At 68.0% G+C, this 24,231-nt stretch carries 21 protein-coding genes; 7 read left to right on the top strand and 14 right to left on the bottom strand.

Annotated elements, in window-relative coordinates:
* Window positions 1–8 precede the first annotated feature (8 nt).
* Both WFH23_RS11820 and WFH23_RS11815 read right to left on the bottom strand, forming a co-directional pair.
* A complete protein-coding gene (locus WFH23_RS11820) occupies window positions 9–1,691 on the bottom strand; it encodes a thiamine pyrophosphate-dependent enzyme (protein ID WP_090146238.1) in 1,683 nt (560 codons plus the stop codon).
* Between the two features lie 87 nt (window positions 1,692–1,778).
* Entirely contained in the window at window positions 1,779–3,110 is a 1,332-nt protein-coding gene (locus WFH23_RS11815; RefSeq protein WP_090146236.1) for an MFS transporter, read from the bottom strand.
* Between the two features lie 159 nt (window positions 3,111–3,269).
* On the opposite strand from WFH23_RS11815, the gene WFH23_RS11810 reads away from it, so the two are divergent.
* Window positions 3,270–4,442, top strand: a complete 1,173-nt coding sequence (locus WFH23_RS11810) for a helix-turn-helix domain-containing protein (protein WP_336662654.1) — start codon at window positions 3,270–3,272, stop codon at window positions 4,440–4,442.
* Window positions 4,443–4,464: 22 nt separating this feature from the next.
* Here WFH23_RS11810 and WFH23_RS11805 read toward each other — a convergent pair whose 3' ends face one another.
* Window positions 4,465–5,415, bottom strand: coding sequence for a GlxA family transcriptional regulator (locus WFH23_RS11805; protein WP_090146232.1), 951 nt, complete (start codon window positions 5,413–5,415; stop codon window positions 4,465–4,467).
* Window positions 5,416–5,561: 146 nt separating this feature from the next.
* On the opposite strand from WFH23_RS11805, the gene WFH23_RS11800 reads away from it, so the two are divergent.
* Window positions 5,562–6,200 (top strand): isochorismatase family protein, encoded by a 639-nt coding sequence (locus WFH23_RS11800; protein WP_200330448.1) that lies wholly within the window; start codon window positions 5,562–5,564, stop codon window positions 6,198–6,200.
* 18 nt (window positions 6,201–6,218) lie between these two features.
* On the opposite strand, the gene WFH23_RS11795 is transcribed toward WFH23_RS11800, so the two are convergent.
* Window positions 6,219–7,592, bottom strand: a complete 1,374-nt coding sequence (locus WFH23_RS11795) for a M20/M25/M40 family metallo-hydrolase (RefSeq protein ID WP_090146227.1) — start codon at window positions 7,590–7,592, stop codon at window positions 6,219–6,221.
* Window positions 7,593–7,665: 73 nt separating this feature from the next.
* Window positions 7,666–8,337: a TetR/AcrR family transcriptional regulator gene (locus tag WFH23_RS11790; RefSeq protein WP_234037116.1), complete on the bottom strand. Its 672-nt coding sequence runs from the start codon at window positions 8,335–8,337 to the stop codon at window positions 7,666–7,668.
* A gap of 166 nt (window positions 8,338–8,503) precedes the next feature.
* On the opposite strand from WFH23_RS11790, the gene WFH23_RS11785 reads away from it, so the two are divergent.
* The 5 genes from WFH23_RS11785 to nikE are packed head-to-tail and all read left to right on the top strand — an operon-like array spanning window position 8,504 to window position 15,411.
* Window positions 8,504–10,177 carry an amidohydrolase gene (locus tag WFH23_RS11785; RefSeq protein WP_336662653.1) on the top strand — a complete coding sequence of 558 codons (1,674 nt, stop codon included), beginning with the start codon at window positions 8,504–8,506 and terminating at the stop codon, window positions 10,175–10,177.
* Between the two features lie 23 nt (window positions 10,178–10,200).
* On the top strand, window positions 10,201–11,820 hold the full coding sequence (locus WFH23_RS11780; protein ID WP_442918751.1) for an ABC transporter substrate-binding protein: 1,620 nt from the start codon (window positions 10,201–10,203) through the stop codon (window positions 11,818–11,820).
* Window positions 11,820–12,887 carry an ABC transporter permease gene (locus tag WFH23_RS11775; protein ID WP_234037117.1) on the top strand — a complete coding sequence of 356 codons (1,068 nt, stop codon included), beginning with the start codon at window positions 11,820–11,822 and terminating at the stop codon, window positions 12,885–12,887. Before WFH23_RS11780 ends, WFH23_RS11775 begins: the two co-directional genes overlap by 1 nt.
* Window positions 12,884–13,804: an ABC transporter permease gene (locus WFH23_RS11770; RefSeq protein ID WP_249290822.1), complete on the top strand. Its 921-nt coding sequence runs from the start codon at window positions 12,884–12,886 to the stop codon at window positions 13,802–13,804. Before WFH23_RS11775 ends, WFH23_RS11770 begins: the two co-directional genes overlap by 4 nt.
* Complete coding sequence (gene nikE / locus WFH23_RS11765) at window positions 13,801–15,411, top strand: ABC transporter ATP-binding protein (protein ID WP_336662651.1); 1,611 nt, start codon at window positions 13,801–13,803, stop codon at window positions 15,409–15,411. The genes WFH23_RS11770 and nikE overlap by 4 nt, the downstream gene beginning before the upstream one ends.
* Before the next feature lie 33 nt (window positions 15,412–15,444).
* Here the strand turns inward: nikE and WFH23_RS11760 are convergent, their stop codons facing one another.
* From WFH23_RS11760 to WFH23_RS11720, 9 genes are all read right to left on the bottom strand, one after another.
* Entirely contained in the window at window positions 15,445–16,239 is a 795-nt protein-coding gene (locus tag WFH23_RS11760; protein ID WP_336662650.1) for an alpha/beta fold hydrolase, read from the bottom strand.
* A gap of 150 nt (window positions 16,240–16,389) precedes the next feature.
* Window positions 16,390–17,364 carry a choloylglycine hydrolase gene (gene bsh / locus WFH23_RS11755; RefSeq protein WP_336662649.1) on the bottom strand — a complete coding sequence of 325 codons (975 nt, stop codon included), beginning with the start codon at window positions 17,362–17,364 and terminating at the stop codon, window positions 16,390–16,392.
* Window positions 17,365–17,458: 94 nt separating this feature from the next.
* Window positions 17,459–18,343, bottom strand: coding sequence for an AraC family transcriptional regulator (locus tag WFH23_RS11750; protein ID WP_336662648.1), 885 nt, complete (start codon window positions 18,341–18,343; stop codon window positions 17,459–17,461).
* Between the two features lie 274 nt (window positions 18,344–18,617).
* A complete protein-coding gene (gene nrdF, locus WFH23_RS11745) occupies window positions 18,618–19,586 on the bottom strand; it encodes a class 1b ribonucleoside-diphosphate reductase subunit beta (RefSeq protein WP_010155851.1) in 969 nt (322 codons plus the stop codon).
* Between the two features lie 53 nt (window positions 19,587–19,639).
* Window positions 19,640–21,781 carry a class 1b ribonucleoside-diphosphate reductase subunit alpha gene (gene nrdE / locus WFH23_RS11740; RefSeq protein WP_090146217.1) on the bottom strand — a complete coding sequence of 714 codons (2,142 nt, stop codon included), beginning with the start codon at window positions 21,779–21,781 and terminating at the stop codon, window positions 19,640–19,642.
* Window positions 21,782–21,807: 26 nt separating this feature from the next.
* A complete protein-coding gene (gene nrdI, locus WFH23_RS11735) occupies window positions 21,808–22,209 on the bottom strand; it encodes a class Ib ribonucleoside-diphosphate reductase assembly flavoprotein NrdI (RefSeq protein ID WP_090146214.1) in 402 nt (133 codons plus the stop codon).
* Window positions 22,210–22,286: 77 nt separating this feature from the next.
* Window positions 22,287–22,520, bottom strand: coding sequence for a glutaredoxin-like protein NrdH (gene nrdH, locus WFH23_RS11730; protein ID WP_090146211.1), 234 nt, complete (start codon window positions 22,518–22,520; stop codon window positions 22,287–22,289).
* Between the two features lie 262 nt (window positions 22,521–22,782).
* Entirely contained in the window at window positions 22,783–23,187 is a 405-nt protein-coding gene (locus tag WFH23_RS11725) for a hypothetical protein (RefSeq protein WP_336662646.1), read from the bottom strand.
* 140 nt (window positions 23,188–23,327) lie between these two features.
* Complete coding sequence (locus tag WFH23_RS11720; protein WP_336662645.1) at window positions 23,328–24,221, bottom strand: PfkB family carbohydrate kinase; 894 nt, start codon at window positions 24,219–24,221, stop codon at window positions 23,328–23,330.
* Window positions 24,222–24,231: the final 10 nt, after the last annotated feature.

Here is a 24,231-nt window from a genome sequence, read left to right as displayed (position 1 = left end):
GGGTCTCCTCAGGCTGCGATCTCGTCGGCGGCGGGCGGCATGACGCTGTCGTCGATGAGCAGGTGGATGAGTGCTGGGCGGTCGGCTGCGAGCGCACGATCGAGCGCTCCGGCGAAGTCATCGGTGTGCTCGACTCGCTCGCCGTGCCCGCCGAAGGCGCGCATCCACTCGGCGAAGTCGGGGTTCGCCATGCGTGTGCCCGATGGGCGCCCCGGGTAGTGCCGCTCCTGGTGCTGCACGATCGTGCCGTAGATGCCGTTGTCGACGACGATGACCAACGGCGTGCCGCCGTGCGCGAAGGCGGTGGCGAGTTCCTGCCCGTTCATCATGAAGTCGCCGTCGCCGCAGACCGCGACCGAACGGCGATCGGGGAACGCGAGCGATGCCGCGACGGCTGCTGGCACCGCGAGGCCCATCGCGCCGTTGCGCGCGCCGACCAGGCTCGCAGGGGTGAGATGGGTGACGAATCGATGCGCCCAGATCGTCGCGTTGCCCGCGCCGAACGTCAGCACGGCCTGCCCCTCGAGGCGGTCGTCGAGTTCTCCGAACGCGACTCCGAGGTCGACGCCCGGGTGCTCGGTCTCCGCAGGGATCCCGGAGGCGCCGGCGACACCGGGCACTGACGCATCCGGTCGGTGCGCCGCGAAGCGCTGCTGCGCCTCCGACCGGTCGCGCATCCACGCGTCGTCTCGGTCGCCGCGGATGTCCGCGGCGTCGAGCGCGCCGAGCGCGGCGACGAACGACGCAGGGGACGACAGCACCTGCTGGTCGATGCGCCCGGCATGCATCGTGGCCTCCGGGTCCATCGTCACGAGCACCGTCTCGGCTCCGAAGCCGAGACGGTATCCGTCGCTCATCACATCGGATCTGCCGCACCCGACGAGCACCAGGAGGTCTGCCGCCGCGTACCCCGCCGCTACCGCGTCAGCGCGACCGTATCCGAGCCAGCCCGCCCACGCCGCACCCTCGTGCGGCACGGCGTCGTAGGCGCGCCAGTCGGTGAAGACGGGAACGCCCGCCGCGGCGGCGAACTCCAGCAGCGCGCGCCCCGCGCCGCCGTGCCAGCCGTCGCCGCCGGCGACGATCGCGGGCCGCTCGGCGCGGGTCAGCCGCTCGGCGAGCGCGGTGATCTCCGCATCCGAGGGCTGCGGGTCGGGTACCGCGATGGGCGCGCTCGGCGCGGCGTCGGTCAGCTCCACCAGCACGTCCTCCGGCAGACCGATGACGACCGGGCCCGGACGACCGGCAGCTGCAGTGCGCAAGGCCTCTGCCACGAGCTCGCCCGCGCGATCCGCATCGTCGATGGTCATGACGCGTTTCGCCGTCGAACCGAACCAGCCCGTCAGGCTGAACTCCTGGAACGAGTCGCGCTCGCGGTCGGCGACCGGGATGAGGCCGACGAAGAGCACCAGTGCCGTCGCGTCCTGCCACGCCGTGTGGATCGCGATCATCGCGTTCGCAGCGCCGGGGCCCCGCGTCACCATCGCGACACCCGGCACGCCGGTGAGCCGCCCCTCGGCGAGCGCCATGAACCCGGCGCCGCCCTCCTGCCTGCAGACGACCGTGTCGATCGACGAATCGTGCAGACCGTCGAGCACGTCGAGGTAGCTCTCACCCGGAACGGCGTAGACGCGCTGCACGCCGTGCGCCTCGAGGGTGCGGACGATGAGGTGGCCTGCCGACTGTGACATGTGGTGCGATCCTTCCGGGGTACAACGGGATGAGAACGAGAAGGGCCGGTGCGGTCCCCTTCCGGAGATCCGCACCGACCCGTTCGATCAGTGCTTGAAGCCGGGCAGGTTCACGCTCAGGCGAGGCGCGACGGCGCCTGCGAATGCCGAGAAGAGGCTCAGGAAGATGAGCATCGCGGCAGCCGGCCACCAGTGGTTGGCCGCCGCGGCGACGAAGCCGGTCGCGAGCAGCGGGATGAAGCCCGAGAGCATGCCTGCGGTGTTCTGCGCCAGGCCGACGCCGGTGTACCGCGTCTTCGCCGGGAACAACCCGGTGAGCACAGTGCCGGACGCCGCGTACGGCAGCGACAGGGCCGCGACGGCGAGCGTCATCGAGAGCACGACCAGCACGGGGTTGCCGGAGGCCAGCATGAGGAAGGCGGGGATCGCCACGACGGCAGACGTCACGCCGCCCCACAGGATGACCTTGCTCGCCCCGTACTTGGAGCCGAGCACACCGCCCCAGATGAGGACGAAGATCTCGACGGTGGCGGCGACCATGCTGCCGAGCAGCATCAGCGAGGAGTCGTAGCCGAGCACGTTCACGCCGTAGTACACGCAGAACGCGGTGACGAGGTAGAACCCGCCCACGCCGAGCAGTGCTGCTGCCATGCCGACGATGATCTGCTTCCAGCTGTGCTTGAAGGTGCTGGCCACCGGGGTCTTGTCGATCTCGCCCGACTCCTCGAGCTGACGGAAGACCGGCGATTCCTCGAGCTTCGAGCGGATGTAGACCGCGACGATGAGCAGCGGGAATGCGATCAGGAACGGGATGCGCCAGCCCCAGGAGCTGAAGCTCTCCTGCGACAGGATGAGCGTCATCACGAAGAATCCGCCGGAGGAGAGGATCGTGCCGATGGGCGAGCCGATCTGCGGGATCGCCGCGTACCGGGCGCGGAGGTGCAGCGGCGCGTTCTCGACCACGATCGTCATGGCGCCCGACCACTCGCCGCCGACGAAGAGGCCCTGGAGCACGCGCAGCAGCACGAGCAGGATCGGGGCGGCGATGCCGATGGCGGCGTAGGTGGGCAGCAGGCCGATGAGGCCGGTGACGATGCCGATGCCGACGATCGTGATCATGAGCACCTTGCGGCGACCGATGCGGTCGCCCATGCGCCCGAAGATGATGCCGCCGATGGGGCGCGCGGCGAGGCCGACGCCGAACGTCGCGAACGATGCGAGCGCCGCCGCAGTGGCGTTCTCGCTCGTGAAGTACTGGACGTTGAAGACCAGCGCGGCGGCGGCGCTGAACAGGAAGAAGTCGTACCACTCGAGTGCGGTGCCGATCAGCGCCCCGAGTGCGACCTTGTTGGCGTCTTTGACGCTGAGTTCTTGCGTGGCACCGTATTCGATCGATGCCGTGTGGGTTGTCTCGCTCATGCGTTCTCTCCGTCGAGGATGCGGGATCCGTGAGGTGCGGCTCTCGCGCGGTTGCGCGGGCGTCGGTACTCGATCATTGCAGGGAATCCGCACATCGCGGGTGCCATATCGCCCCCGAACGCGACAAGATTTCAGTGCATGTGCACATACACTGGCCGAATGGATGATCGTTCCGCCGACGCGCTCAGCGACACCCCCGAGGCAGCCGACCGGGATCGATGGCTCGAACTCCTCGGAGAGCTCGACCCGGAGTCGCTCACCGACCGGTTCCTCGCGCAGGTCGGGACGGTGCCCGGCTACGACCCGGCGCCCATTCCCGTCTCGGAACTGCGACGCACGGGCACGCTCTCATTCATCTCCCTGATCGAGGGGCTGCGCGCCGGCGGGTTCGCCGCGCCAGTGCCGGTCGCGACCGACGTCGGCGTGTCGCGAGCGCGCGCCGGCATCCCGCTCACCTCCCTCATGACGGCCATTCGACACGACTTCACCGTGCTGTGGGAAGCGCTCACCCGGGCGGCGACCGCCGAAGACGCGCAGCTCATCGTGCGGCACACGAACATCGTGCTGCGCACGGTCGACGACTACGTGCACCAGACCGAAGCGGCGTACCTCGCCGAGCTGCAGCGCATGAACGAAGAGCAGGCGTCAGTCCGGCAGGGCCTCATCGCAGCGCTCTTCCAAGACGTGCAACCGGGATCAGAGCGGCTCGAGACGATCGCCGCAGACCTGGGGCTCGGCGACGCCGCTCCGCTCCACGTCGTGGCCGCCGTCGATGACGACATCGCCGCCCTGCGGGTGCACATCTCCGAGCTCGAGCGGGCGGGCGGGAAGGTGTTCACGCACCACCTCGGCGAGACGCTCATCGCATTCATGCGCCAGGTCGCCCTTCCCGGGTCGCGACTGTCAGAGGTCGCCGTGCGCGTGCTCGACCTGCGCGTCGGCATCACTCTCGCCCCCGGGGGCGTCGTCGACCTGCGACGCGCCGCCACCACCGCGGCGTCGCTCGCGCGCGCCTTCGTCGCCGACGAATCCGGCGCCATGACCTGGAGTCGCGGCTGGGCGCGGTTGGCCGCGCGCAGCCTGCTCGACGCCGGCAACCCGATCCTCGCCGACGTGCACGACGCGCTCGCCCGATGCACGCCGGCAGAGCGAGCGCGGCTCGAGGAGGCGGCGCGCAGCTACCTCGAGACCGGCAGCATCGGCGCGGCCGCCGATGCACTGTTCTGCCACCGCAACACGCTCGCGAACCGACTGCGCCGCTTCGCCGATCTCACCGGCGTCGACCCGCTCGTGCCCGCAGACGCCGCGCGCCTCGTCGTGGGGTGGGCCTAGGCGCCGCCCGACCCCGATCGCGTCAGGCGCGCACCGCTTCGAACGTCTTGCGATACCGGGACGGCGCGACGCCGTATGCCGCGGCGAATCCCTGACGGAAGGTGACGGGACTGCCGAATCCGCACGCCTCCGCGATGTGCTCGACCGACCACTGGGTCGTCTCCAGCAGGCGACGGGACTCGTCGAGGCGGCGCGCGCGCACCCAGGCGGCGGGCGTGGATCCTGTCGCTGCGTGGAATGCGCGCACGAACGTTCTGCGACTCATGTGCGCTCGGTGCGCGAGCCGGTCGACGGAGAGGGGTTGGTCCAGGTGGGCGAGCGACCAATCGAGCACGTCCGAGACCGGATCTCCGGCCGATGCCGCTGGGAGCGGTCGATCGATGTACTGCGCCTGCCCACCGTCGCGATGCGGCGCCACCACGAGACTGCGGGCGACGCGGTTCGCCGCGTCGGCGCCGAGACGTCCCCTCACGATGTGCAGGCACGCGTCCAGCCCGGAGGCGGTGCCCGCCGCCGTGAGCACGTCTCCGTGGTCGACGTAGAGAACCGTCTCGTCGAGATCGATGTCGGGGTGCCGCTCCGATACCGCGCCGAACGCCTGCCAGTGCGTCACGGCGCGGCGCCCCGCCAGGATTCCGGCGTCGGCCACGGGAATCGCACCGAGGCACAGACCGGCGATCGTCGCTCCTCGCGCGTGCCCGAGTCGAAGCAGGTCGAGGAGGCCGGAATCGGGCGACCGGCCGTCCTCGTACCACGAGGGCACCACGATGAGATCGGCCCCATCCGCGCGATCGGCACCGTGCACCCCGCTGAGCGTCAGCCCTTCAGCGGTGCGGATCGCGCCCGCCGTGCCTGAGAACAGCTCGGTGCGCCAATCGGCGAGACCGAGGCGGCGCACCTCGTCGAAGACCATCTGCGGGACAGCGAGATGGAACATGGTGACGCCGGGGAAGGCGTATATCGCGATCCGCATCGATGCTCCCGTCGTTCCGAGATTCAGTCTGGCCCGAAACCATCATATCGCGGCATTTCTGCCACTTGTGAGGGGGGCTCCGATGGCAGATCGTAGGGAGAGCATCCGCACCCGGATGCGCACCCGCTGACCTCCAGGAGCATCCCATGGCATCCCCGCGCCGCGCCCTCGTCCTCGTCGACATCCAGCAGCAGTACTTCGACGGCCCACTCGAGATCCACTACCCGAGCATCACCGATTCACTCGCGAAGACCACCGCCGCGATCGCGGCTGCGACCGAGGCCGGCATGCCCGTCGTCGTCGTGCAGCACGACGGCGGAGAGGGCGCCCCGGTCTTCAGCCCCGGCAGCGCGTCGTTCGCGCTGCACCCCGAGATCGAACGGCACCGCACCGACGACTGGAAGCACGTCGTCAAGCAGTACAGCTCCGTCTACCCGGGCACCGGTCTCGCGGAGTGGCTGCGCGAGCGCGACATCGACACCGTCACGCTGGCCGGTTACATGACGAACAACTGCATTCTGGCATCGGCTGCGGAGGCAGAGGTGCTCGGCTTCACCACCGAGGTCCTGTCAGACGCGACCGGAGCGATTCACCTGTCGAACGCGGCGGGATCGGCCTCGGCCACGACCGTGCACCAGACGCTGATGGCGCTGCTGCAGTCCAACTGGGCCGCCGTCGCGTCGACCGATGAGTGGCTGACCGCCACCGCTGCCGGCACCTCGGTGCCCGCGAGCAACCTCGTCGAGTCGGCCATCGCCGGCGCTCAGCACGCGGTGCAGTCGTAACGGGAGCCGGCTCCGAGCTCAGCGGAGACGATCGGCCACGATGCGCTGCAAGGCTTCGAGCGAGAGGGTGACCGACTCCACGTCGATGCGCTCATCGTTGCCGTGCACGCCCTCGCGGTACCGCTCATAGCTCCACTCGGGGCCGAGCAAGCCGAAGCCGTACGCTGGAATGCCGAGTTCGCGCAGCACTCGTGCGTCTGAACCGCCCGCCGCCATGATCGGTACGACCGGGGCGTCGGCGACCGCCTCGACCGCGCGCTCGATCGCGGCGAAGAGCGGCGTGTCCGACGGCGAGGCCGTGGCGGCCCACCCGCGCAGGTGCTCGATCTCGATGTCGTCGGCGAGGGGCCCGAGCACGGCGCGCAGCAGGCGATCGACCTCGGCGTCCGTCGTGCCAGGAAGGGTGCGGATGTCGAGGTCGATCGTGCCCATCGCGGGAATCACGTTGTGCGTCATGCCGGCGCGCAGCACCGTCGGCGACATGGTGATGCGCGAGACCGCGTGGGCGTATCCGGCGATGCCGCCGAGGTGCGGAAGCGCGGCGTCGAGGCGCACCGGATCGCGCAGTCGCTCGGCCAGCGCTGGATCCTGAATACGCGCGCCGACGAACGCGTTCCACAGCGGACCGAGCTGCGCGGCGGGCATCACCTCACCCAAACGCTGCAGCACCTCGCCCACGCGGTACGACGCGCTTTTCGCGCCGTACGGGATCGAGGCGTGGCCGGGTTTGCCGTGGATGATGAGCCGCCGACCGGCGGACCCCTTCTCGGCCACCTCGATCGCCACATGACGCCCCATGCGCATGCCACCCGACTCGGAGAGCGCTTCGGTGACGCGCACCGTCTCCGGGTGCTGCCGTACGAGCCAGTGGATGCCGTACTCCCCGCCGCCCTCTTCATCTGCGACCGCGAGCAGCACGAGGTCGCCTCGCGGCGGCTCCGGTGCCAGCGCCGCGTCGCGCAGCACGCAGGCGAATGCGGCGGTGAGGTAGAGCATGTCCACGGCGCCGCGGCCCCAGATCTCTCCGTCGATGAGATCACCGCCGAAGGGGTTTCTGGTCCACCCGTCGGGATCCACGGGCACGACGTCGAGGTGCCCGAGCAGTCCGAGCGAGGGAGCATCCGGGTCGGTTCCGCGCAGCCGCGCGACGAGCGAGGCCCTGCCGGGAGCCGATTCGAGCACGTGCGTCTCCACGCGGCCCGTGGCGACGGCCTCTGCGAGGAAGCGCTGCAGCACCCGCACGCTGCGAATCTCCTGCCCCGATGCGACACTGCCGTCGTTGACGCAGGCCTCGCGGATGAGCGATCGCAGCAGCGCGATGGTGTCGGCTGCCGACCCGCTCGCGGGGGCGGTCGAGGTCGGAGCACTCGATGCATCGCCGCGTTCAGACACCGCCAGCCACCTCCTCTTCCCGGGCCGCGCCCGCTTCACCCCTCCACCCTACTCGGGATGGAAACGGCGAGGATCAGGCCGTAACCGCGCGTTCGACGGAATCGAGGATCGCGGAGACGCCGGCGCGGTACACCGCCATGCCGTCGACTGCGAGCAGCGCATCGCGGTGGGCGTCCACGAGCGGGTAGTCGCTGAGGGTGATGGGCCCGAAGGTGCTGATCCAGGGAATCGATCCGTCGCGGGCGGCGTGGCCCCGCTGGAAGGCCTCGTTCGCCATCGCCGAGGAGTGCGCCAGCATGAACCCCGAGATCGCCGCGTAGAACCGGATGAGCGCGTCACCGCTCAACCCGGCCTCGACGAGCATCTCGAGCAGGAATTCGACGGCCGAGGCATCTCCGGGGCCGGCCGGGTCGGTGACCGCGCCCTCCTTGCCGATCGCCGGGTACTCGAGACTCAGCTCCGCGGTGCGCGTCACGACGATCTCGAGCCGTTCGCGCCACGTACCGGAGGATGCACGGCCGGCTTCTGACGCCCAGCCGCTGATGCGGTCGAGCGAGGCCCGCACCAGTTCGTCCTTGTTGCGGAAGTGACGGTACATCGCCGAGGCGTCGACGCCGAGATGCTCGCCGAGACGCTTGAAGGTGACCCGCGAGGTCGGTTCGGTGCGGGCGAGCTCGAGCACCCCGTCGACGATGGTGCGCTGATCGAGCCGCACGCGTCTCGTGCTCGGACCACTCGCCACCATCGGCCTCCATCTTGATCGGTGCATCCGGCGCATTCCGGTGTGGGATCAGTGTAACCAGGCGGCGTCGCGGAAAGTCAACGATCATGTCAACAACGTTGACTCAGCGCTCGATTACGCATACCTTGAACACCTACGCATCGAAGAAGATACGCCGAAGGAGGCTGCGGTGACGCACACCCCGACCGCTGACACCGTGCTCGAGCACGGATGGGTCTACACCGGAACCGAGAGCTCCCCCGTCTACGGCGGGGTCGCCATCGCCGACGGACGCATACTCTCGACCGACCCCGACGAGGTGGCACGCCTCGCCGAATCAGCGACCACCCGCGTCGACCTCGACGGCCGACTGGTGATCGCCGGGTTCCAGGACGCGCACGTGCACCCCGTCATGGCGGGGGTCGAGCTGCTGAGCTGCGATCTCTCGGGCTGCGAGACGGCAGCGGACACGCTCGCCGTCGTCGCCGCGTTCGCCGACGCGCACCCCGATCTCCCCTGGATCCAGGGGGCCGGCTGGTCGATGGACGCCTTCCCCGGCGGCACCCCCACCCGTCAGATGCTCGACGAGATCGTGCCCGACCGGCCGGTGCTGCTCGAGAATCGCGACCACCACGGCGCGTGGGCGAACACCCGCGCCTTCGAGCTCGCCGGGATCACCGCAGAGACGGCCGACCCAGCCGACGGGCGCTTCGAGCGCGAACCCGACGGCACCCCGGCCGGCACCGCCCACGAGGGAGCGATGAGCCTCTTCGGCGCCGTGCGGCCGCGGCCCACACTCGAGCAGGCGTACGCCGGGCTCCTCGCCGCGCAGCAGCACCTCCTCTCCTTCGGCATCACCGCCTGGCAGGACGCAGCGGTCGGCGAATTCATGGGCAGCCCCGACACGGTGCCGGTGTACCTGCGCGCGGCGCGGGACGGCGCGCTCAAGGTGCGCGTGCGCGGAGCGCAGTGGTGGAACCGAGAGGACGGCGACGCCCAGCTCGGGCCGATACTCGCCCGCCGCGACGAGGTCGCGAGCCAGTGCCACCCCGACCAGCTCTCGCTCGCCTCCGTGAAGGTCATGGTCGACGGCGTCGCCGAGAACTTCACCGCTGCGATGCACGAGTGCTACCGGGATCACCACGGCAACGCGACCGAGAATCGCGGCATCTCGTTCTTCGACCCACGCGACATGGCGCGCTTCGTGGCCGCCCTCGACCGCGAAGGGATGCAGGTGCACTTCCACGCGCTCGGCGACCGTGCGGTCACCGACGCGCTCGACGCCGTGGAGCACGCCCGACAGGAGAACGGCGCGAGCGGAAACCGCCACCACCTCGCGCACCTGCAGGTCGTGCGCTCGGAGGACGTGGCCCGCTTCGCCCCGCTCGAAGCGACCGCGAACATTCAGGCGCTGTGGGCGTGCCACGAGGATCAGCTGGACACGCTCACGCTGCCCTTCCTGGCCGACGACGCCGAAGAGCACCACTACCCCTTCGGCGAACTCGTCGCATCGGGTGCGCGCCTCGCAGCGGGAAGCGACTGGTCGGTCTCGAGCCCCGACCCCGTGCAGGCGATCCACATCGCAGTGAACCGGCGCTCGCCGCACAACGACCTGCCCCCGCTCGGCCCCGAGTCGCAGCGGCTCACCCTCGCGCAGGCGCTCGACGCCTACACCCAGGGCACGGCCCGAGTGAACCACCTCGATCACGTCACCGGACGCATCGAGCCCGGCTACTACGCCGACCTCGCCATTCTCGACCGCAATCTCTTCGACCTCGCCCCTGCAGATCTGCACACCGCGCGCGTCGACGAGACATGGATCGGCGGCGAGCGCGTGTACTCGCGAGCGGAGGACGCAGCGTGACCCGCCGCCTGACCCGCCGCGGCATGCGCGGTACGGCCGCCCTCGGCACGGCGATCCTGCTCGTCACCGGCCTCGTCGGCTGCGGGCAGAGCGCCGTCGGCAAGGATGCCGGCACCTTCGAGCTGGAGGCGAGCACTCCCGCTCCCGTGGGCGAGATCGACTCGTACACGTGGGCGCTCGGCACCGAACCGTATTCCCTCGACCCGGCATACGCATTCGACTACGCCGACAACACGGTGCTCTCGAACGTCTGCGACTCCCTGCTCCGCTGGAACTCCGACCTGTCGGTCTCGCCCGGCCTCGCCACCGGTTTCGAGCACCCCGACCCGCTCACCTGGGTCTACACGATCCGAGAAGGCGTCAAGTTCCACGACGGCACCGAGATGACCCCGAACGACGTCGTCGTCTCGTTGATGCGGCACCTCGATCCCGAGGTGGCGTCGTTCTGGTACGACACCTTCAAGAACGTCGACACGATCGAGCAGACGGGCGAGCACGAGGTGACCGTGCGCACCGTCGTACCCGACTCGCAGTTCAATCAGCTGATGTCGGCGGCCCCCGGCGTCATCCAGTCGGCCGCGACCACCGAAGCGGCGGGTGCCGACTACGGCAACCAGTCGACCGGGGTCAACTGCACGGGCCCGTTCTCCTTCGGCGAGTGGCGCTCGGGCGAGTCGATCACCCTCGACCGCTTCGACGACTACTGGGATCCCGAGCTGCGCGCGAAGGCCGAGCAGATGACCTTCGTGATCCTCACCGACCCGAACGCGCGCGTCAACGCGCTGCAGACCGGCGAGATCGATGGCGCGTGGACGATCCCGAGCAACGCCATCGACGTGCTGCGGGCGAGCGACACCGGCAGCGTGCACTTCGGCCTGAACGCGACGGTGCAGAGCCTCATCGTGTCCGACATGGACGGCCCGCTCGGCGACGTGCGCGTGCGCCAGGCTCTGACCATGGCGCTCGATCGCGAGGCGCTCGTGCGCGCCGCCGTGCAGGGCTACGCGACGCCGACCGACGCCCTCACATCCGAATCGGTGTGGATCAACGGCGACCCAGAGGCCGCGAAAACCGCATTCGAGGACCTGCCGAACCACGACTACGACCTCGAAGAGGCGCGGCGCCTCGTCCAGGAGGCCGGCGCCGAGGGCGCGAAGATCACGTACGCGACCGCGTCGCTCGACGCCTCCTTCGATGTCATCTCCCAGGCGGTCGCGTCGGCGGGCGCCGAGATCGGCCTCGACATCGAGATCGACACCCGCACCCCGAACGCGTACACGCTGCTGTTCTCCGACCCCACCGCGCTCGAGGGCGTCGACCTGATGACGACGCGCTGGTACCTCTCGAGTACCGACCCGCTCGAGATGTACGCGGTGCTGCGCACCGGCGAGTTCTCGAACTACGGCCAGTGGTCGAACGACGAGTTCGACACCATCGTGAACGAGGCGCTGCAGACGGACGACGCATTCGAGCGCTCCCATCTGGCCGCCGAAGCGCAGCGCCTCACGAGCGAGGAGCTCCCCTGGATTCCGCTCTTCGACGTACCGACGACCCTGTGGCTCGGCGACCGGATCACGGGCGTCGATCCATCGATCTACTACATGTACTACCCCTGGGCCGCGACGATCGGGAAGGCGGAGTGATGACATCAACTGGCGCTGCTGCAAACGAGACGCGGGCCGTGCGACTGCGCGAGGACGGCACCTCGTCCGGCCCTCAGCGCGGGGGGCGCCGCAGTCGCGGCCGCCGCGGTGGGACGACCGCGCGGTTCGTGCTGGGACGCCTCGTCGGCCTCGTGGCGACGTTGTTCGCCGCCTCGCTCGTCGTATTCTTCTCCCGCTTCGTCGTGCCGGGCGACCCGGCGCGCTTCCTCCTGCGCGGCCGGAGCCCGAGCCCGGAGGCCATCGCCGAGGTCACGAAGCAGTACGGCCTCGACAAGCCCCCGATCGAGCAGTACCTCTCGTGGATCAGCGGCGTGGTGCGCGGCGACTTCGGCCGCTCGCTCCAATACCGCGACGACGTGTCGAGCGTGCTGCTGGCCCGGCTCCCGGTCACCCTCGAACTCGTCGCCCTCGCCGCGGTGATCATCGTGCTCTTCGGGCTCGCGGCCGGCATCTTCGCCAGTCTGCGGCGCGGCAAGCTGACGGATCGCGTGATCCTGATGACGTCGACGGCGCTCGGCGCGATGCCCGCCTTCGTCATCGCGATCCTGCTCATCGCGGTGTTCGCCGTGCAACTCGGCTGGTTCCCCTCCTTCGGCAGCGGAGACGCCGGCTGGGACCGCTTCATGCACCTGATCCTCCCCGCATTCGCCCTCGGCCTCGCGTTCGTCGCTCTCATCGCCCGGGTCACCCGCTCCTCGATGAACGAGCAGTTCGTGCGCGAGCACGTCGAGGTGGCCACCAGCCGCGGACTCACCCGGTCATCGGTGGTCTTGCGGCACGTACTGCGCAACGCGGTCGGTCCGATCCTGCTCGTCAGCGGCGTGCTCGTCGCAGGTCTCCTCGTCTCGAGCGCGATCGTCGAGCAGACGTTCGGACTCGCCGGCATGGGGTCGCTGCTCGTGCAGTCGGTCGATCGACTGGACTTCCCGGTCGTCCAGGCCATCGTGCTCGTCGTCGTCGTCGCCTTCGTCACCATCAACACCATCGTCGATCTCATCCAACCGCTGATCGACCCCCGCATCGCCGCAGGATCGGAGACCCGATGAGCACCTCTGCCTCCCAGGCTGCACCGCGGCCCGCCACCTCAGGATCGTCTCCGGATGTCCCGCCGAACGCCACCCGCGCCCTCACCGTGCCGAAGTCGCTGCGGCGCAGGCGCTTCTCCGTCCAGGCCACGGTGTCGCTCGTCTTCGTCGCGATCGTCGTACTCGCCGCGGCGCTCGCGACGCTGATCGCCCCCTACGACCCCGATCACGTCGACCTGCAGAACGTGCTCTCCGGCCCCAGCTGGGCGCACTGGCTCGGCACCGACGCGCTCGGCCGCGATCTGCTCACCCGACTGATGTTCGGCGCGCGCACCTCCCTCATCGGTCCGCTCATCGTCGTCATCGGTTCGACCGTGCTGGGCCTCCTGCTCGGCCTCATCGCCGCGTGGCGCGGCGGATGGATCGACGCCGTGCTCTCGCGCGTCTTCGACTTCCTGTTCTCGTTCCCGGCGATGCTGCTCGCGATTCTCGCGGTCGCGCTCTTCGGCAAGGGACTCTTCGCCCCGGTGCTCGCCATGACCATCGCCTACATCCCCTACGTCGCCCGGCTCACCCGCGGGCTCATCGTGGCGGAGCGCACCCGGCCCTACGTGCAGGCCTACCGAGTGCTCGGGTTCCGCGGATCGTGGATCGCCCTGCGCCGCGTGCTCCCGAACGTCGTGCCGACTGTCGGCGCCCAGTCGACGCTCAACTTCGGCTACGTGCTCGCCGACCTCGCCGCCCTGTCGTTCATCGGCCTCGGCGTGCAGGCCCCCACCGCCGACTGGGGCTCCATGATCAATGAGAGCCGCGGGGCGCTCATGAGCGGGGCGCTCCTGCCGACGTTCGTGCCCGCCGCAGTCGTCGTGCTCGTGGTGGTCGCCATCAACATCATCGGCGAAGAACTGTCCGACCGCATCGGAGGCAACTTCTCATGACCCAGCTCCTCGATATCGCAGATCTCTCCCTGCGCGTTCCCGGACGCGGCCCGCTGCTGAACGGGGTGTCGCTGTCGGTCGCCTCCGGCGAATCCGTGGCCCTCGTCGGCGAATCCGGATCGGGCAAATCGCTCACCACCCGGGCTGCTCTCGGCCTGTTCCCCGACCACGCATCGCTCGCAGGGTCGGTACGCGTCGGCGACATCGACACCGTGACGGCGAGCGAGGCGCAGCTGCGCACGATCCGCCGCACACGTGCGTCGATGATCTTCCAGGACCCCCGCGCCGGCATCAACCCGGTGCGCACACTCGGCGACTTCCTGACCGAGACACTGGTGCGCTGGCACGGACTGAGCCGATCCGACGCCGCGGCGCGCGCCGTGGCTCAGCTGGAGCAGGTCGGGTTGCCGCGTGCCGCCTCGCTGCTCGACCAGTACCCGCACCAGCTCTCGGGCGGCATGCTGCAACGCGTGATGATCGCCGCAGCTCTGCTCGATTCACCCGATCTGCTGCTGTGCGACGAACCGACCACCGCGCTCGACGTCACCACCCAGGCCGGCATCGTCGATCTGCTCCGCGAGCAGCAGGCGGCACGAGGGATGGGCATGCTGTTCATCACGCACGACCTCGGGCTCGCCGCATCGCTGTGCGAGCGCGTCGTCGTGCTGCGCGGCGGGCTCGTGGTGGAAGCGGGCGCGACCGAGTCCATCTTCCAAACGCCTCGTGAGGCTTACACTCGCGAGCTGCTCGCCGCGACACCGCGCATCGAGGTGCGAGAGGTTGCCACCGGTGCGGCGGGCGCTTCGGCGCCTGTGGACCCCCCGCTGATCGTGGCCTCGGGGCTCACGAAGCGCTACCGGGTGACGGGGCGCGACGATGTGACGGCGCTCTTCGACGTCGACTTCTCGCTCGCGCGCGGCGGATCGCTCGGCATCGTCGGCGAATCGGGCTCGGGCAAATCGACGCTCGCGCGCATCCTCGTCGGGTTGGAGCAGACCGACGAGGGAGAGCTGGTGGTCGAGGGCGTCACGCGACCCGATCGCGCGCTCTCGGGAACCGAACGCCGGACACTCGCGTCCAGCACCCAGATGGTGTTCCAGGATCCGTATCTCTCGCTCGACCCCCGCATCGCGATCGGCCGTTCAGTCGCCGACGTCGTGCGCCTGCACGCCGGCGGAACGCGTCGAGACGCCGAGTCGGCGGCCGGCGCGCTGCTGGAGCGCGTCGGCATCCGGCCCGACCAGCTCGCCGCGAGGCCGAAGGCGCTCTCGGGCGGGCAGCGGCAGCGCGTCGCGCTCGCGAAGGCGCTCGCCGCGAAGCCGAAGCTGCTCGTGCTCGACGAGGCGACGAGCGCACTCGACGTGTCGGTGCAGGCGCAGGTACTCGAACTCATCGAGGAGGTGCGCGAGCAGTTCGGGCTCACCATCGTCTTCGTCACGCACGACCTCGCCGTCGTCTCTCGGATCTGCGCTGAAACCCTCGTGATGCAGCGCGGCGAGGTCGTCGAGTACGGAACGACGACGCAGATCCTCACCGACCCGCAGCAGGAGTACACGCAGCGCCTGATCGCGTCACGGCCCGAACCGCTCTGGCTGCAGGCGGCGTAGGGGCGGGTGGGCGTTTCGGCGGCGCCGCGTCGGTTATGCCCCGCCGCGGAGGAAGTCGATGCCGAACCGCTTGAAGTCTCGCGCGCCCGGCGCGTTGAAGTGGTGCCGTCCTTCGATCTCCACGAACGTGCCGTTCGGCAGCTGCGCGGCGAGCTGCTTCGAGTCGTCGAAGATGCGATCCTCGGTGCCGGTCGCGACGAGCACGGGCTGCTGCGGCGGACGCCCCATGTCGGGGTTCTCGTCGCCGAACCGCATACCTCCGGCGAGGGCGATGAGCGCTCCGAGATCGTTCTCGGGCACGCGCTCGGCGAGCCTGACGTAGTTCTGCGTGGCCTGGTCCGTGACGGGCGTGCCGTGCTCGAGGTAGGCGTTCGCCTGCGCGAGGTCCAAGCGGCCGAGCGGGCGCCCGTCGGGAATACCGCCCAGCACGGCTCGCTCGATCCGGTCCCCGAGGTCGACCGCCACGTGCCAGCCGACGCGCGCGCCCAACGAGTACCCGAGGTAGAGCACCGGGTCGATCATGTACGTGTCGAGGATCGCCTCGACGTCAGAGACCAGGAGCGGCATCTGGTAGTTGCGCGGCTCGACCGGCTTCTCGCTCATGCCATGCCCGCGCTGATCGATGCCGAGCACGCGGAATCCCTCGCGCAGCAGCCCGCCGACCCAGCCTGTACTCACCCAGTTGTCGCGGCAGCTCGACGCGAAGCCGTGCACAGCCAGCACTACGGGGGCGTCGTCGTCGCCCCAGGTATAGGTGGCGAGGCGGAACCCCTCTTCCGACATCACATACACGGGCTCTGGCATCTCGGGAATCAGCGGAATCGACACCCCTCTATTGTGGCGGGTGCGCCCATCAGGGCTCTTCAGGGCGGGCTCGACGCCTCCGAGCCGCCGCCGCATGCCGTCGATCCGCGATCTACAAGCCCCGCGCCTGGTTTTGCGTGTTGCGGACCGCGGATCCCATGCAGAACGCGACTGTCAGTTCTGCCGAAGAATCTGCTGCTCGTGGGTCAACGGGTAATCGATGAGCGCTCGCCCGTCGAGGTCTTCTCGATGCATGTCCACCGCTGTGATCCGACTGTTCTCGTACGTCGTGTAGTAATAGACGCCGGTGTCGGTGTTGCAGCAGGAGGAGTAGATGGTGATCTCGAACTCGCCTGGAGAAACCTCCACGCATCCGCGCTGCTGGGCGACGGATCCGAGGATCTGGAAGAACTGACTGATCGATTCCGACTCCGATTCCCCGGACACCGAGTTCAGCTTCGTGAACGCGGCTTTGACGAATCGCGACGCGGACGACAGATCGCCGGGCAGGCCGATCGCGCCCATCCCCCGACTGTAGACATCGAACTCCAGCTCATCTGAGAAGTGCGTCTCCGGCGGGTGCTTGGAGAGGTGCATGAAGTTGTTCAAGTTGAACATCTGCATGTCGAACGGAGGATTGTTGGTGAGCACCCCGACCGGGTTGTCGTACACCCTCAGCCCTTCCGCGACGCTCTCCACAGTGATCGATTCGGTCCGATCAGAGATGATCCAGTGCAGCGGCGACAACGGGAAGGTCTCGTTGAACGAGATGTCGATGAGGTTCATCGTTTCGAGCGCCGACTTCACCTCACCCACGGTTTCGAACTGCCCCAGAATCCACGGGATGAACTCGAACGGAGTGATGTTGGTCCGACCCGGCGCCTCGGGGTGGTAGACCGCGTTTCCCGGGAAGTTGAGACCCGCCATGCTGAGGCCCTGTTCGTTCGTCGCGTCGTAGTACAGGGGGGACCCGTCGGCGATCGTCGCCATCCCGATCATGGCGTGATGGGACACCAGCGACTCCGATCTGCGGAATGCGAACGGGAAATTGCGCGGCGTCACGGTGACCGTCTCGTTGTACGAGAACTCCAGGTCGAGATTGCGACCGAAGTAGTGGTCCCGCGTGGTGTAATTCGCCCCTGTGCACATGCCGTCCTCCGATGTGAGCCCGCCCGTTCCGCGTGGTGCGGACAGCCTACGTCCGCGACCTCCGTTGCGCCACGGGGTCGATGCTCGCGAGGTTTCACTCGACGTAGTCGGATGCCGCACGCTCGATCGGCATCCACAGTTCCGTGGTCGCGGTGCTGAAGTCCTCTGCACGATCGACGACCGCGACGATCGAGGGCCCCTCTCGCAGCCGCCACGGGTTCGATGGGAACCAGTCCGTCGCCGACGCCGCGTAGCTCTCCTGCAGCGCGGCGGGGTACGGGCCTGTCGCTCGGAAGACGACCCAAGTCCCGGCGGGAACCTCGATCATGTCAAGGTCGTCGGGCGCATCGGTCGCATTCTCGACTGCGACGCCGTGCATGTACGTGAGCTCACTGCCCTCCTCGAAGTCGGGGCTGACGTCAGCACTGATCTGCAGCAATCCCCCGGGCTCGCAGTTGCTGAGCGCTTTGAGGCGTTCATGCTCCCCATCGGGCATGGATGCAATGTGCTGCTGAATGTGCGGGTTCGCGCCGTCGTGGATGAGCGGGACGCGTGCGGTGCGGCCGACGAGTCGAAAGGCAGGTCGTTCAGCGAGGCGAGTGTGCATAGTGGTGTTCCCTTCGATGGTCAGGCGCAGCCGCAGTTGAGGTTGCGCGCGAAGGGGACCTCCATGCTGCCGCACGTGAGCGGCGCTCACGCCGTGCACCGCGCGGAACGCTCGGTTGAACGCTTCACTGGAGCTGTAGCCGTATCGCACCGCCACGTCCAACATGCCCGTGTGCTCGATCACGTCCGTCGCGGCCACCGTCATGCGACGCCGACGCACATACTCGGAGAGCGGCAGACCGGCGAGCGACGAGAACATGCGCCGCAAGTGATACTCGGTCGTTCCCAGCGCGCTTGCGAGCTCCGACACGTCGAGGTCGTCCGTGAGGTGCGACTCGACGTGATCGATCAGCGCATTGAGTTCGGTGATCATGGCGACCCCCTTCCAGAACGAGTCTGCCGAATCGCGGCAGGACGCATCCGATAATCCCGGTCCGATGCGATCCTACGACGCGCGATTTCTCGCTGCAGGATGCTTGCACGCCGCGCCCCGTGCGCCGTGCGCCGTGCAGGTCCGCGACGAGCGAACGAGCCAATATGCTCCGCTGCGGACGCACGGAATAACCGGCTGAAGCGCGAGAAAAGGCCCCTGACCCGCGACGAATCGCTGGTCAGGGGCCTTTTTGCGGCGCTCGGCCGGAACCGCCTTAGAAGTCCCAGTCCTCGTCTTCGGTGGCGACGGCCTTGCCGATGACGTACGACGAGCCCGAGCCGCTGAAGAAGTCGTGGTTCTCGTCGGCGTTGGGCGAGAGCGACGACAGGATGGCCGGGTTGACGTCGGTCATCTCCTTCGGGAACATCGGCTCGTATCCGAGGTTCATCAGCGCCTTGTTGGCGTTGTAGTGGAGGAACTTCTTGACGTCCTCGGTCAGGCCGACGGGGTCGTAGAGGTCGGCCGTGTACTTGACCTCGTTCTCGTAGAGCTCGTACATGAGCGAGAACGTGTAGTCCTTGAGCTCCTGGCGGCGCTCCTCGGTCTCGTTCTCGAGGCCCTTCTGGAACTTGTAGCCGATGTAGTACCCGTGCACGGCCTCGTCGCGGATGATGAGGCGGATCAGGTCTGCCGTGTTGGTGAGCTTGGCGTGGCTCGACCAGTACATCGGCAGGTAGAAGCCGGAGTAGAAGAGGAAGGACTCGAGCAGCGTCGAGGCGACCTTGCGCTTCAGCGGATCGTCACCCTCGTAGTAGTCGGTGATGATCTGCGCCTTCTTCTGCAGATTCGGGTTCTCCATCGACCAGCGGAACGCGTCGTCGATCTCCTGCGTGGAGCAGAGCGTCGAGAAGATCGACGAGTAGCTCTTCGCGTGCACCGATTCCATGAACGCGATGTTCGTGTAGACGGCCTCCTCGTGAGGGGTGATCGCGTCGGGGATCAGCGACACGGCGCCGACCGTGCCCTGGATGGTGTCGAGCAGCGTGAGGCCCGTGAACACCCGCATGGTGAGCAGCTGCTCCTGCGGGGTCAGGGTCGCCCACGACTGCACGTCGTTCGACAGCGGCACCTTCTCGGGCAACCAGAAGTTGTTGACCAGACGGTTCCAGACCTCGAGGTCTTTGTCGTCTTGGATCCGGTTCCAGTTGATCGCCTGCACGGCGTGGCCCAGCTTGAAGTTCATCGGGTTCTCTCTACTCCGGTGGATTCTCGATACCTATGCGCGGGTCGGGCGCATCACAGCATGCAGCTGACGCACTCCGACATATCCGTGCCCTCGAGCGCGAGCTGCCGCAGACGGATGTAGTAGATCGTCTTGATGCCCTTGCGCCATGCGTAGATCTGCGCCTTGTTGATGTCGCGCGTCGACGCCGTGTCCTTGAAGAACAGCGTGAGCGACAGGCCCTGATCGACGTGCTGCGTGGCCGCGGCGTAGGTGTCGATGATCTTCTCCGGGCCGATCTCGTACGCGTCGGTGTAGTACTCGAGGTTCTCGTTCGTCATGAACGGAGCCGGGTAGTACACGCGCCCGAGCTTGCCTTCCTTGCGGATCTCGATCTTCGACGCGATCGGGTGGATCGAGCTCGTCGAGTTGTTGATGTACGAGATCGAGCCGGTCGGCGGCACGGCCTGGAGGTTCTGGTTGTAGATGCCGTGCTGCATCACGCTGGCCTTGAGCTCGAGCCAGTCCGCCTGGTTCGGGATCACGATGCCCGCCTGCTGGAACAGCTCGGCGACGCGCGCCGTCGCCGGCGCCCACTCCTGCTCGGTGTACTTGTCGAAGAACTCGCCCGACGCGTACTGCGAGTCCTCGAAGCCGCCGAAGACGCTCTTTCGTTCGATCGCGATGCGGTTCGAGGCCTGCAGCGCGTGGAACAGCACGGTGTAGAAGTAGATGTTCGTGAAGTCGATGCCCTCTTCTGAGCCGTAGTGCACGTGCTCACGAGCGAGGTAGCCGTGCAGGTTCATCTGACCGAGGCCGATGGCGTGCGACTGATCGTTGCCGTCCTCGATCGAACGCACGGAGGAGATGTGGCTCTGATCGCTGACCGAGGTGAGGGCGCGGATCGCGAGTTCGACGGTGCCGCCGAGGTTGCCGCCGTCCATCGCCGCGGCGATGTTCATCGAGCCGAGGTTGCAGGAGATGTCCTTGCCGATGTCGCCGTAGCTCAGGTCCTCGTTGTACGTGGTCGGCGTGTTGACCTGGAGGATCTCGGAGCACAGGTTCGACATGTTGATGCGGCCCTTGATGGGGTTCGCACGGTTCACGGTGTCTTCGAACACGATGTAGGGGTAGCCCGACTCGAACTGCAGCTCGGCGATCGTCTGGAAGAAGTGGCGCGCGTTGATCTTCGTCTTCTTGATGCGCGCGTCGTCGACCATCTCCGAGTACTTCTCGGAGATCGAGATGTCGCCGAAGGGCACGCCGTAGACGCGCTCGACGTCGTACGGCGAGAACAGGTACATGTCCTCGCCCTTCTTGGCGAGTTCGAACGTGATGTCGGGGATCACGACGCCGAGCGACAGCGTCTTGATGCGGATCTTCTCGTCGGCGTTCTCGCGCTTCGTGTCGAGGAAACGCATGATGTCGGGGTGGTGCGCCGACAGGTAGACGGCGCCGGCGCCCTGACGCGCGCCGAGCTGGTTGGCGTAGCTGAAGCTGTCTTCGAGCAGCTTCATCACGGGGATGATGCCGGAGGACTGGTTCTCGATCTTCTTGATCGGCGCCCCGGTCTCGCGAATGTTCGAGAGCAGGAGCGCGACGCCGCCGCCGCGCTTCGAGAGCTGCAGCGACGAGTTGATGCCGCGCGAGATCGACTCCATGTTGTCTTCGATGCGGAGCAGGAAGCAGGAGACGAGCTCGCCGCGCTGCGCCTTGCCGAGGTTCAGGAAGGTGGGCGTCGCCGGCTGGAACCGGCCCGACACGATCTCCCGCACGAGTCCCCGGGCGAGTTCGCGATCGCCCTCGGCGAGGCCGAGCGCCGACATGACGACGCGGTCCTCGAAGCGCTCGAGGTAGCGCTTGCCGTCGAACGTCTTCAGGGCGTAGGAGGTGAAGAACTTGAAGGCGCCGAGGAACGTCGGGAAGCGGAACTTCATCGCGTACGCTTCGTTCGTCAGCTCTTCGATGAACGGCACCCCGTACTGCTCGATCAGTGCCGACTCGTAGTAGTCGTTGTCGATCAGGTAGCGCATGCGCTCTTCGAAGTTGTGGAAGAACACCATGTTCTGGTTGACGTGCTGCAAGAAGTACTGACGGGCAGCCTCTCGGTCGCGGTCGAACTGAATGTTCCCGTCGGCGTCGTAGAGGTTGAGCATCGCGTTCAGCGCGTGATAATCCATGTCGCTGATCTTCGACGATTCGAGTCCGGGCTCCATCACCGCAGGTGCCGTGTCAGCCGTTGTTACTGTCGAGACCAAAACTGTTCCAATCCTTCTTGGACGGCGATGACGTCGTCCGGCGTTCCAAAGAGTTCAAATCGGTAGAGGAAGGGCACTTGGCACTTCCTGGCGACGATGTCGCCGGCGATTCCGTAGGCCTCACCGAAGTTGGTGTTGCCCGCGGCGATCACCCCGCGCAGGTGCTTGCGGTTCTCCTCGACGTTGAGGAACTTGATGACCTGCTTCGGCACGGCCCGTGTTTCCGGGCCGCCTCCGTATGTGGGGAGCAGCAGTACGTAGGGCTCGGTCGCCCGGAGCGGCTCGTCGCCCGCGCGTACCGGGATCCGCTCGGCCGGACGGCCGAGCTTCTCGACGAACCGGTGCGTGTTGCCGGAGACGCTGGAGAAGTAGACGAGATCCGCCATGCGTTCCTCCTTCTTCCAGCGCCGAAAATACTGAATGGGGCGAGAACCATGCGTGTTCCCGCCCCGTCCCATCAGCCTTACGCGAGGCGACCCGCGAGCTCCGAGATCTTGTCGGGGCGGAAGCCCGACCAGTGCTCGTCGTCGGTCACCACGACGGGAGCCTGCAGGTAGCCGAGCTCCTTCACCGCTTCGAGCGCCGTTTCGTCTTGTGAGAGATCGAGAATGTCGTACTCGATGCCCTTGCTGTCGAGCGCCCGGTAGGTCGCCGTGCACTGTACGCACGACGGCTTGGTGTATACGGTGATCGCCATGTCACGCCCTTCGGTAAAAATCTCTTCCGCCCCGTCCGAGGCACTACATCTAGTGAACCACACCGGGGCCGACCACAACATGATGTAGTTACACCAATGTAGTTTTGCACCGACTTTTCCCGGATCCGGGAGCCGGATTGGGGAGAACTTTCGGCGCGTTTTCGCACTTCTCCCTCACTTATCCACAACGTCGTCGGCCCCAAAAAATTCCACTTTCCACACACGTCTCGGCGTGTCGGGCGAGGGGTCGGACGAGCACCCCTCAACTCACCGAAACAGGCCACAGCAGCTCCCTTCCATCGGCCTGAAACCAGCGCAGCACGAGCAGCGCATCGGGAGCGACGGAGGCGACCTCGGCGCGTGAGCCGCGCAGCACTACGCGCAGCCGCTCACCGGGCAGCACGGTGCGCGGCAGCGACAGGCCCAGCAGCCCATCACCCGCGAGGGAGAAGCGGACCGCATCAAGAGCCATCGCGCTCGTGTTCTCCACTTCGATCACCCCGCTCGCCGACCGCTGAGCCACCCGCCAGGGAACGACGACCGCACCCTGCGAGGCCTCCTGCGCCGACACCGCAGCGCCGACCGCCGCGCGCGGGACCACGGCCGCGAGGGCAGGGGCCGCGGCGGAACGCGGTTGCAGCCGGGCTGAGAGGCGGAAGGGGATCATGTGTCGATGATCGCGGAACCCACCGACATTCATGGGGAGCGCCAACAGTCATATGGAGCGCCTCTGCTCGCGCGGTGACGGCCCGTCACTGACATCAGCACGAAGGCGACTCACCCCGGGCCACCCCGTCTGACCCTGGCTCACTCCGGCAGATACTCCTCCAGTGCCAGAAGCGCCGGCTGCGAGCGCTCATCGGCGACCGCAGCGGCCCCGACCGCGCAAGCTGCGGCGAGCGCCGCGTCCTCCGGCACACCACTGATGAGCGCCGCTACGAGCGCGGCGCAGAACGCGTCACCCGCACCCACGGTGCTGCGCACCGCCACTGCCCGCGACGAGGCGCGCGCCACGACGACGCCGTCGCGCAGCAGCTTCGCGCCATCGGCCCCAAGACTGACGGCCACGAGCGGGCCGGCGGCGCGAGCGTCGGCGCCCGCGGCCTCACGACCGGCACCGCCCGCCCGGTCCCCGTGCAGGGCCGGGATCGCCGCGAACTCGGTCTCGTTCACGATCACGAGATCCGCGCGCTGCAGCACCTCTGCCGGCAGCTCAGCCGCAGGGGCCGCGTTGACCGCGAAGAAACCCGTGCAGGCGCGAGCCGCATCGACGACGACGGACATCGGCACCTCGAGCTGCACGAGCACCGCCTCACCGGGGGCGAACGCGTCGGCCGGCACCGACACCGCCGCATTCGCCCCGGGGCACACGCTGATCTGATTCTCCCCGGCGGCGTCGATGCCGATCAGCGCCACGCCGGTCGGCTCGCTCGCCGTGCGCACCCCCGACGCCTCCACCCCGGCATCGACGAGCGCGGCCCGCACCAGCGCCCCATCCGGATCGTCGCCCACCGCGCCGATCATCCGAGTCGTGATGCCGAGCGCTGCGGCGGCGATCGCCTGATTCGCGCCCTTGCCGCCCGGCAATCGCGAGAAGGATCCCCCGCCCACCGTCTCCCCGGGGCGCGGCAGCGTCGCCGTGCGAGCGATGAGATCGATGTTGATGCTGCCGACGACGGCGAGGCGGGGCGAACGCGGCATTGCGGACCTT

Origin of the sequence: Leucobacter sp. USHLN154, assembly GCF_037145595.1 — a bacterium.
GTDB lineage: Bacteria > Actinomycetota > Actinomycetes > Actinomycetales > Microbacteriaceae > Leucobacter > Leucobacter alluvii.
The sequence above is the reverse complement of the archived record's forward strand: the minus strand, read 5'-3'. Positions and strand labels throughout refer to the sequence as shown.

Coding starts and splice junctions, on each gene's coding strand:
- WFH23_RS11725 (WP_336662646.1), bottom strand. CDS start 23,187: ATGATCCCCTTCCGCCTCTCAGCCCGGCTGCAACCGCGTTCCGCCGCG.
- WFH23_RS11770 (WP_249290822.1), top strand. CDS start 12,884: ATGAGCACCTCTGCCTCCCAGGCTGCACCGCGGCCCGCCACCTCAGGA.
- WFH23_RS11750 (WP_336662648.1), bottom strand. CDS start 18,343: ATGATCACCGAACTCAATGCGCTGATCGATCACGTCGAGTCGCACCTC.
- WFH23_RS11815 (WP_090146236.1), bottom strand. CDS start 3,110: ATGAGCGAGACAACCCACACGGCATCGATCGAATACGGTGCCACGCAA.
- WFH23_RS11720 (WP_336662645.1), bottom strand. CDS start 24,221: ATGCCGCGTTCGCCCCGCCTCGCCGTCGTCGGCAGCATCAACATCGAT.
- WFH23_RS11805 (WP_090146232.1), bottom strand. CDS start 5,415: ATGCGGATCGCGATATACGCCTTCCCCGGCGTCACCATGTTCCATCTC.
- nrdH (WP_090146211.1), bottom strand. CDS start 22,520: ATGGCGATCACCGTATACACCAAGCCGTCGTGCGTACAGTGCACGGCG.
- nrdF (WP_010155851.1), bottom strand. CDS start 19,586: ATGAACTTCAAGCTGGGCCACGCCGTGCAGGCGATCAACTGGAACCGG.
- WFH23_RS11780 (WP_442918751.1), top strand. CDS start 10,201: ATGCGCGGTACGGCCGCCCTCGGCACGGCGATCCTGCTCGTCACCGGC.
- WFH23_RS11810 (WP_336662654.1), top strand. CDS start 3,270: ATGGATGATCGTTCCGCCGACGCGCTCAGCGACACCCCCGAGGCAGCC.
- nrdI (WP_090146214.1), bottom strand. CDS start 22,209: ATGGCGGATCTCGTCTACTTCTCCAGCGTCTCCGGCAACACGCACCGG.
- WFH23_RS11775 (WP_234037117.1), top strand. CDS start 11,820: ATGACATCAACTGGCGCTGCTGCAAACGAGACGCGGGCCGTGCGACTG.
- bsh (WP_336662649.1), bottom strand. CDS start 17,364: ATGTGCACAGGGGCGAATTACACCACGCGGGACCACTACTTCGGTCGC.
- WFH23_RS11820 (WP_090146238.1), bottom strand. CDS start 1,691: ATGTCACAGTCGGCAGGCCACCTCATCGTCCGCACCCTCGAGGCGCAC.
- nrdE (WP_090146217.1), bottom strand. CDS start 21,781: ATGGAGCCCGGACTCGAATCGTCGAAGATCAGCGACATGGATTATCAC.
- WFH23_RS11800 (WP_200330448.1), top strand. CDS start 5,562: ATGGCATCCCCGCGCCGCGCCCTCGTCCTCGTCGACATCCAGCAGCAG.
- nikE (WP_336662651.1), top strand. CDS start 13,801: ATGACCCAGCTCCTCGATATCGCAGATCTCTCCCTGCGCGTTCCCGGA.
- WFH23_RS11790 (WP_234037116.1), bottom strand. CDS start 8,337: ATGGTGGCGAGTGGTCCGAGCACGAGACGCGTGCGGCTCGATCAGCGC.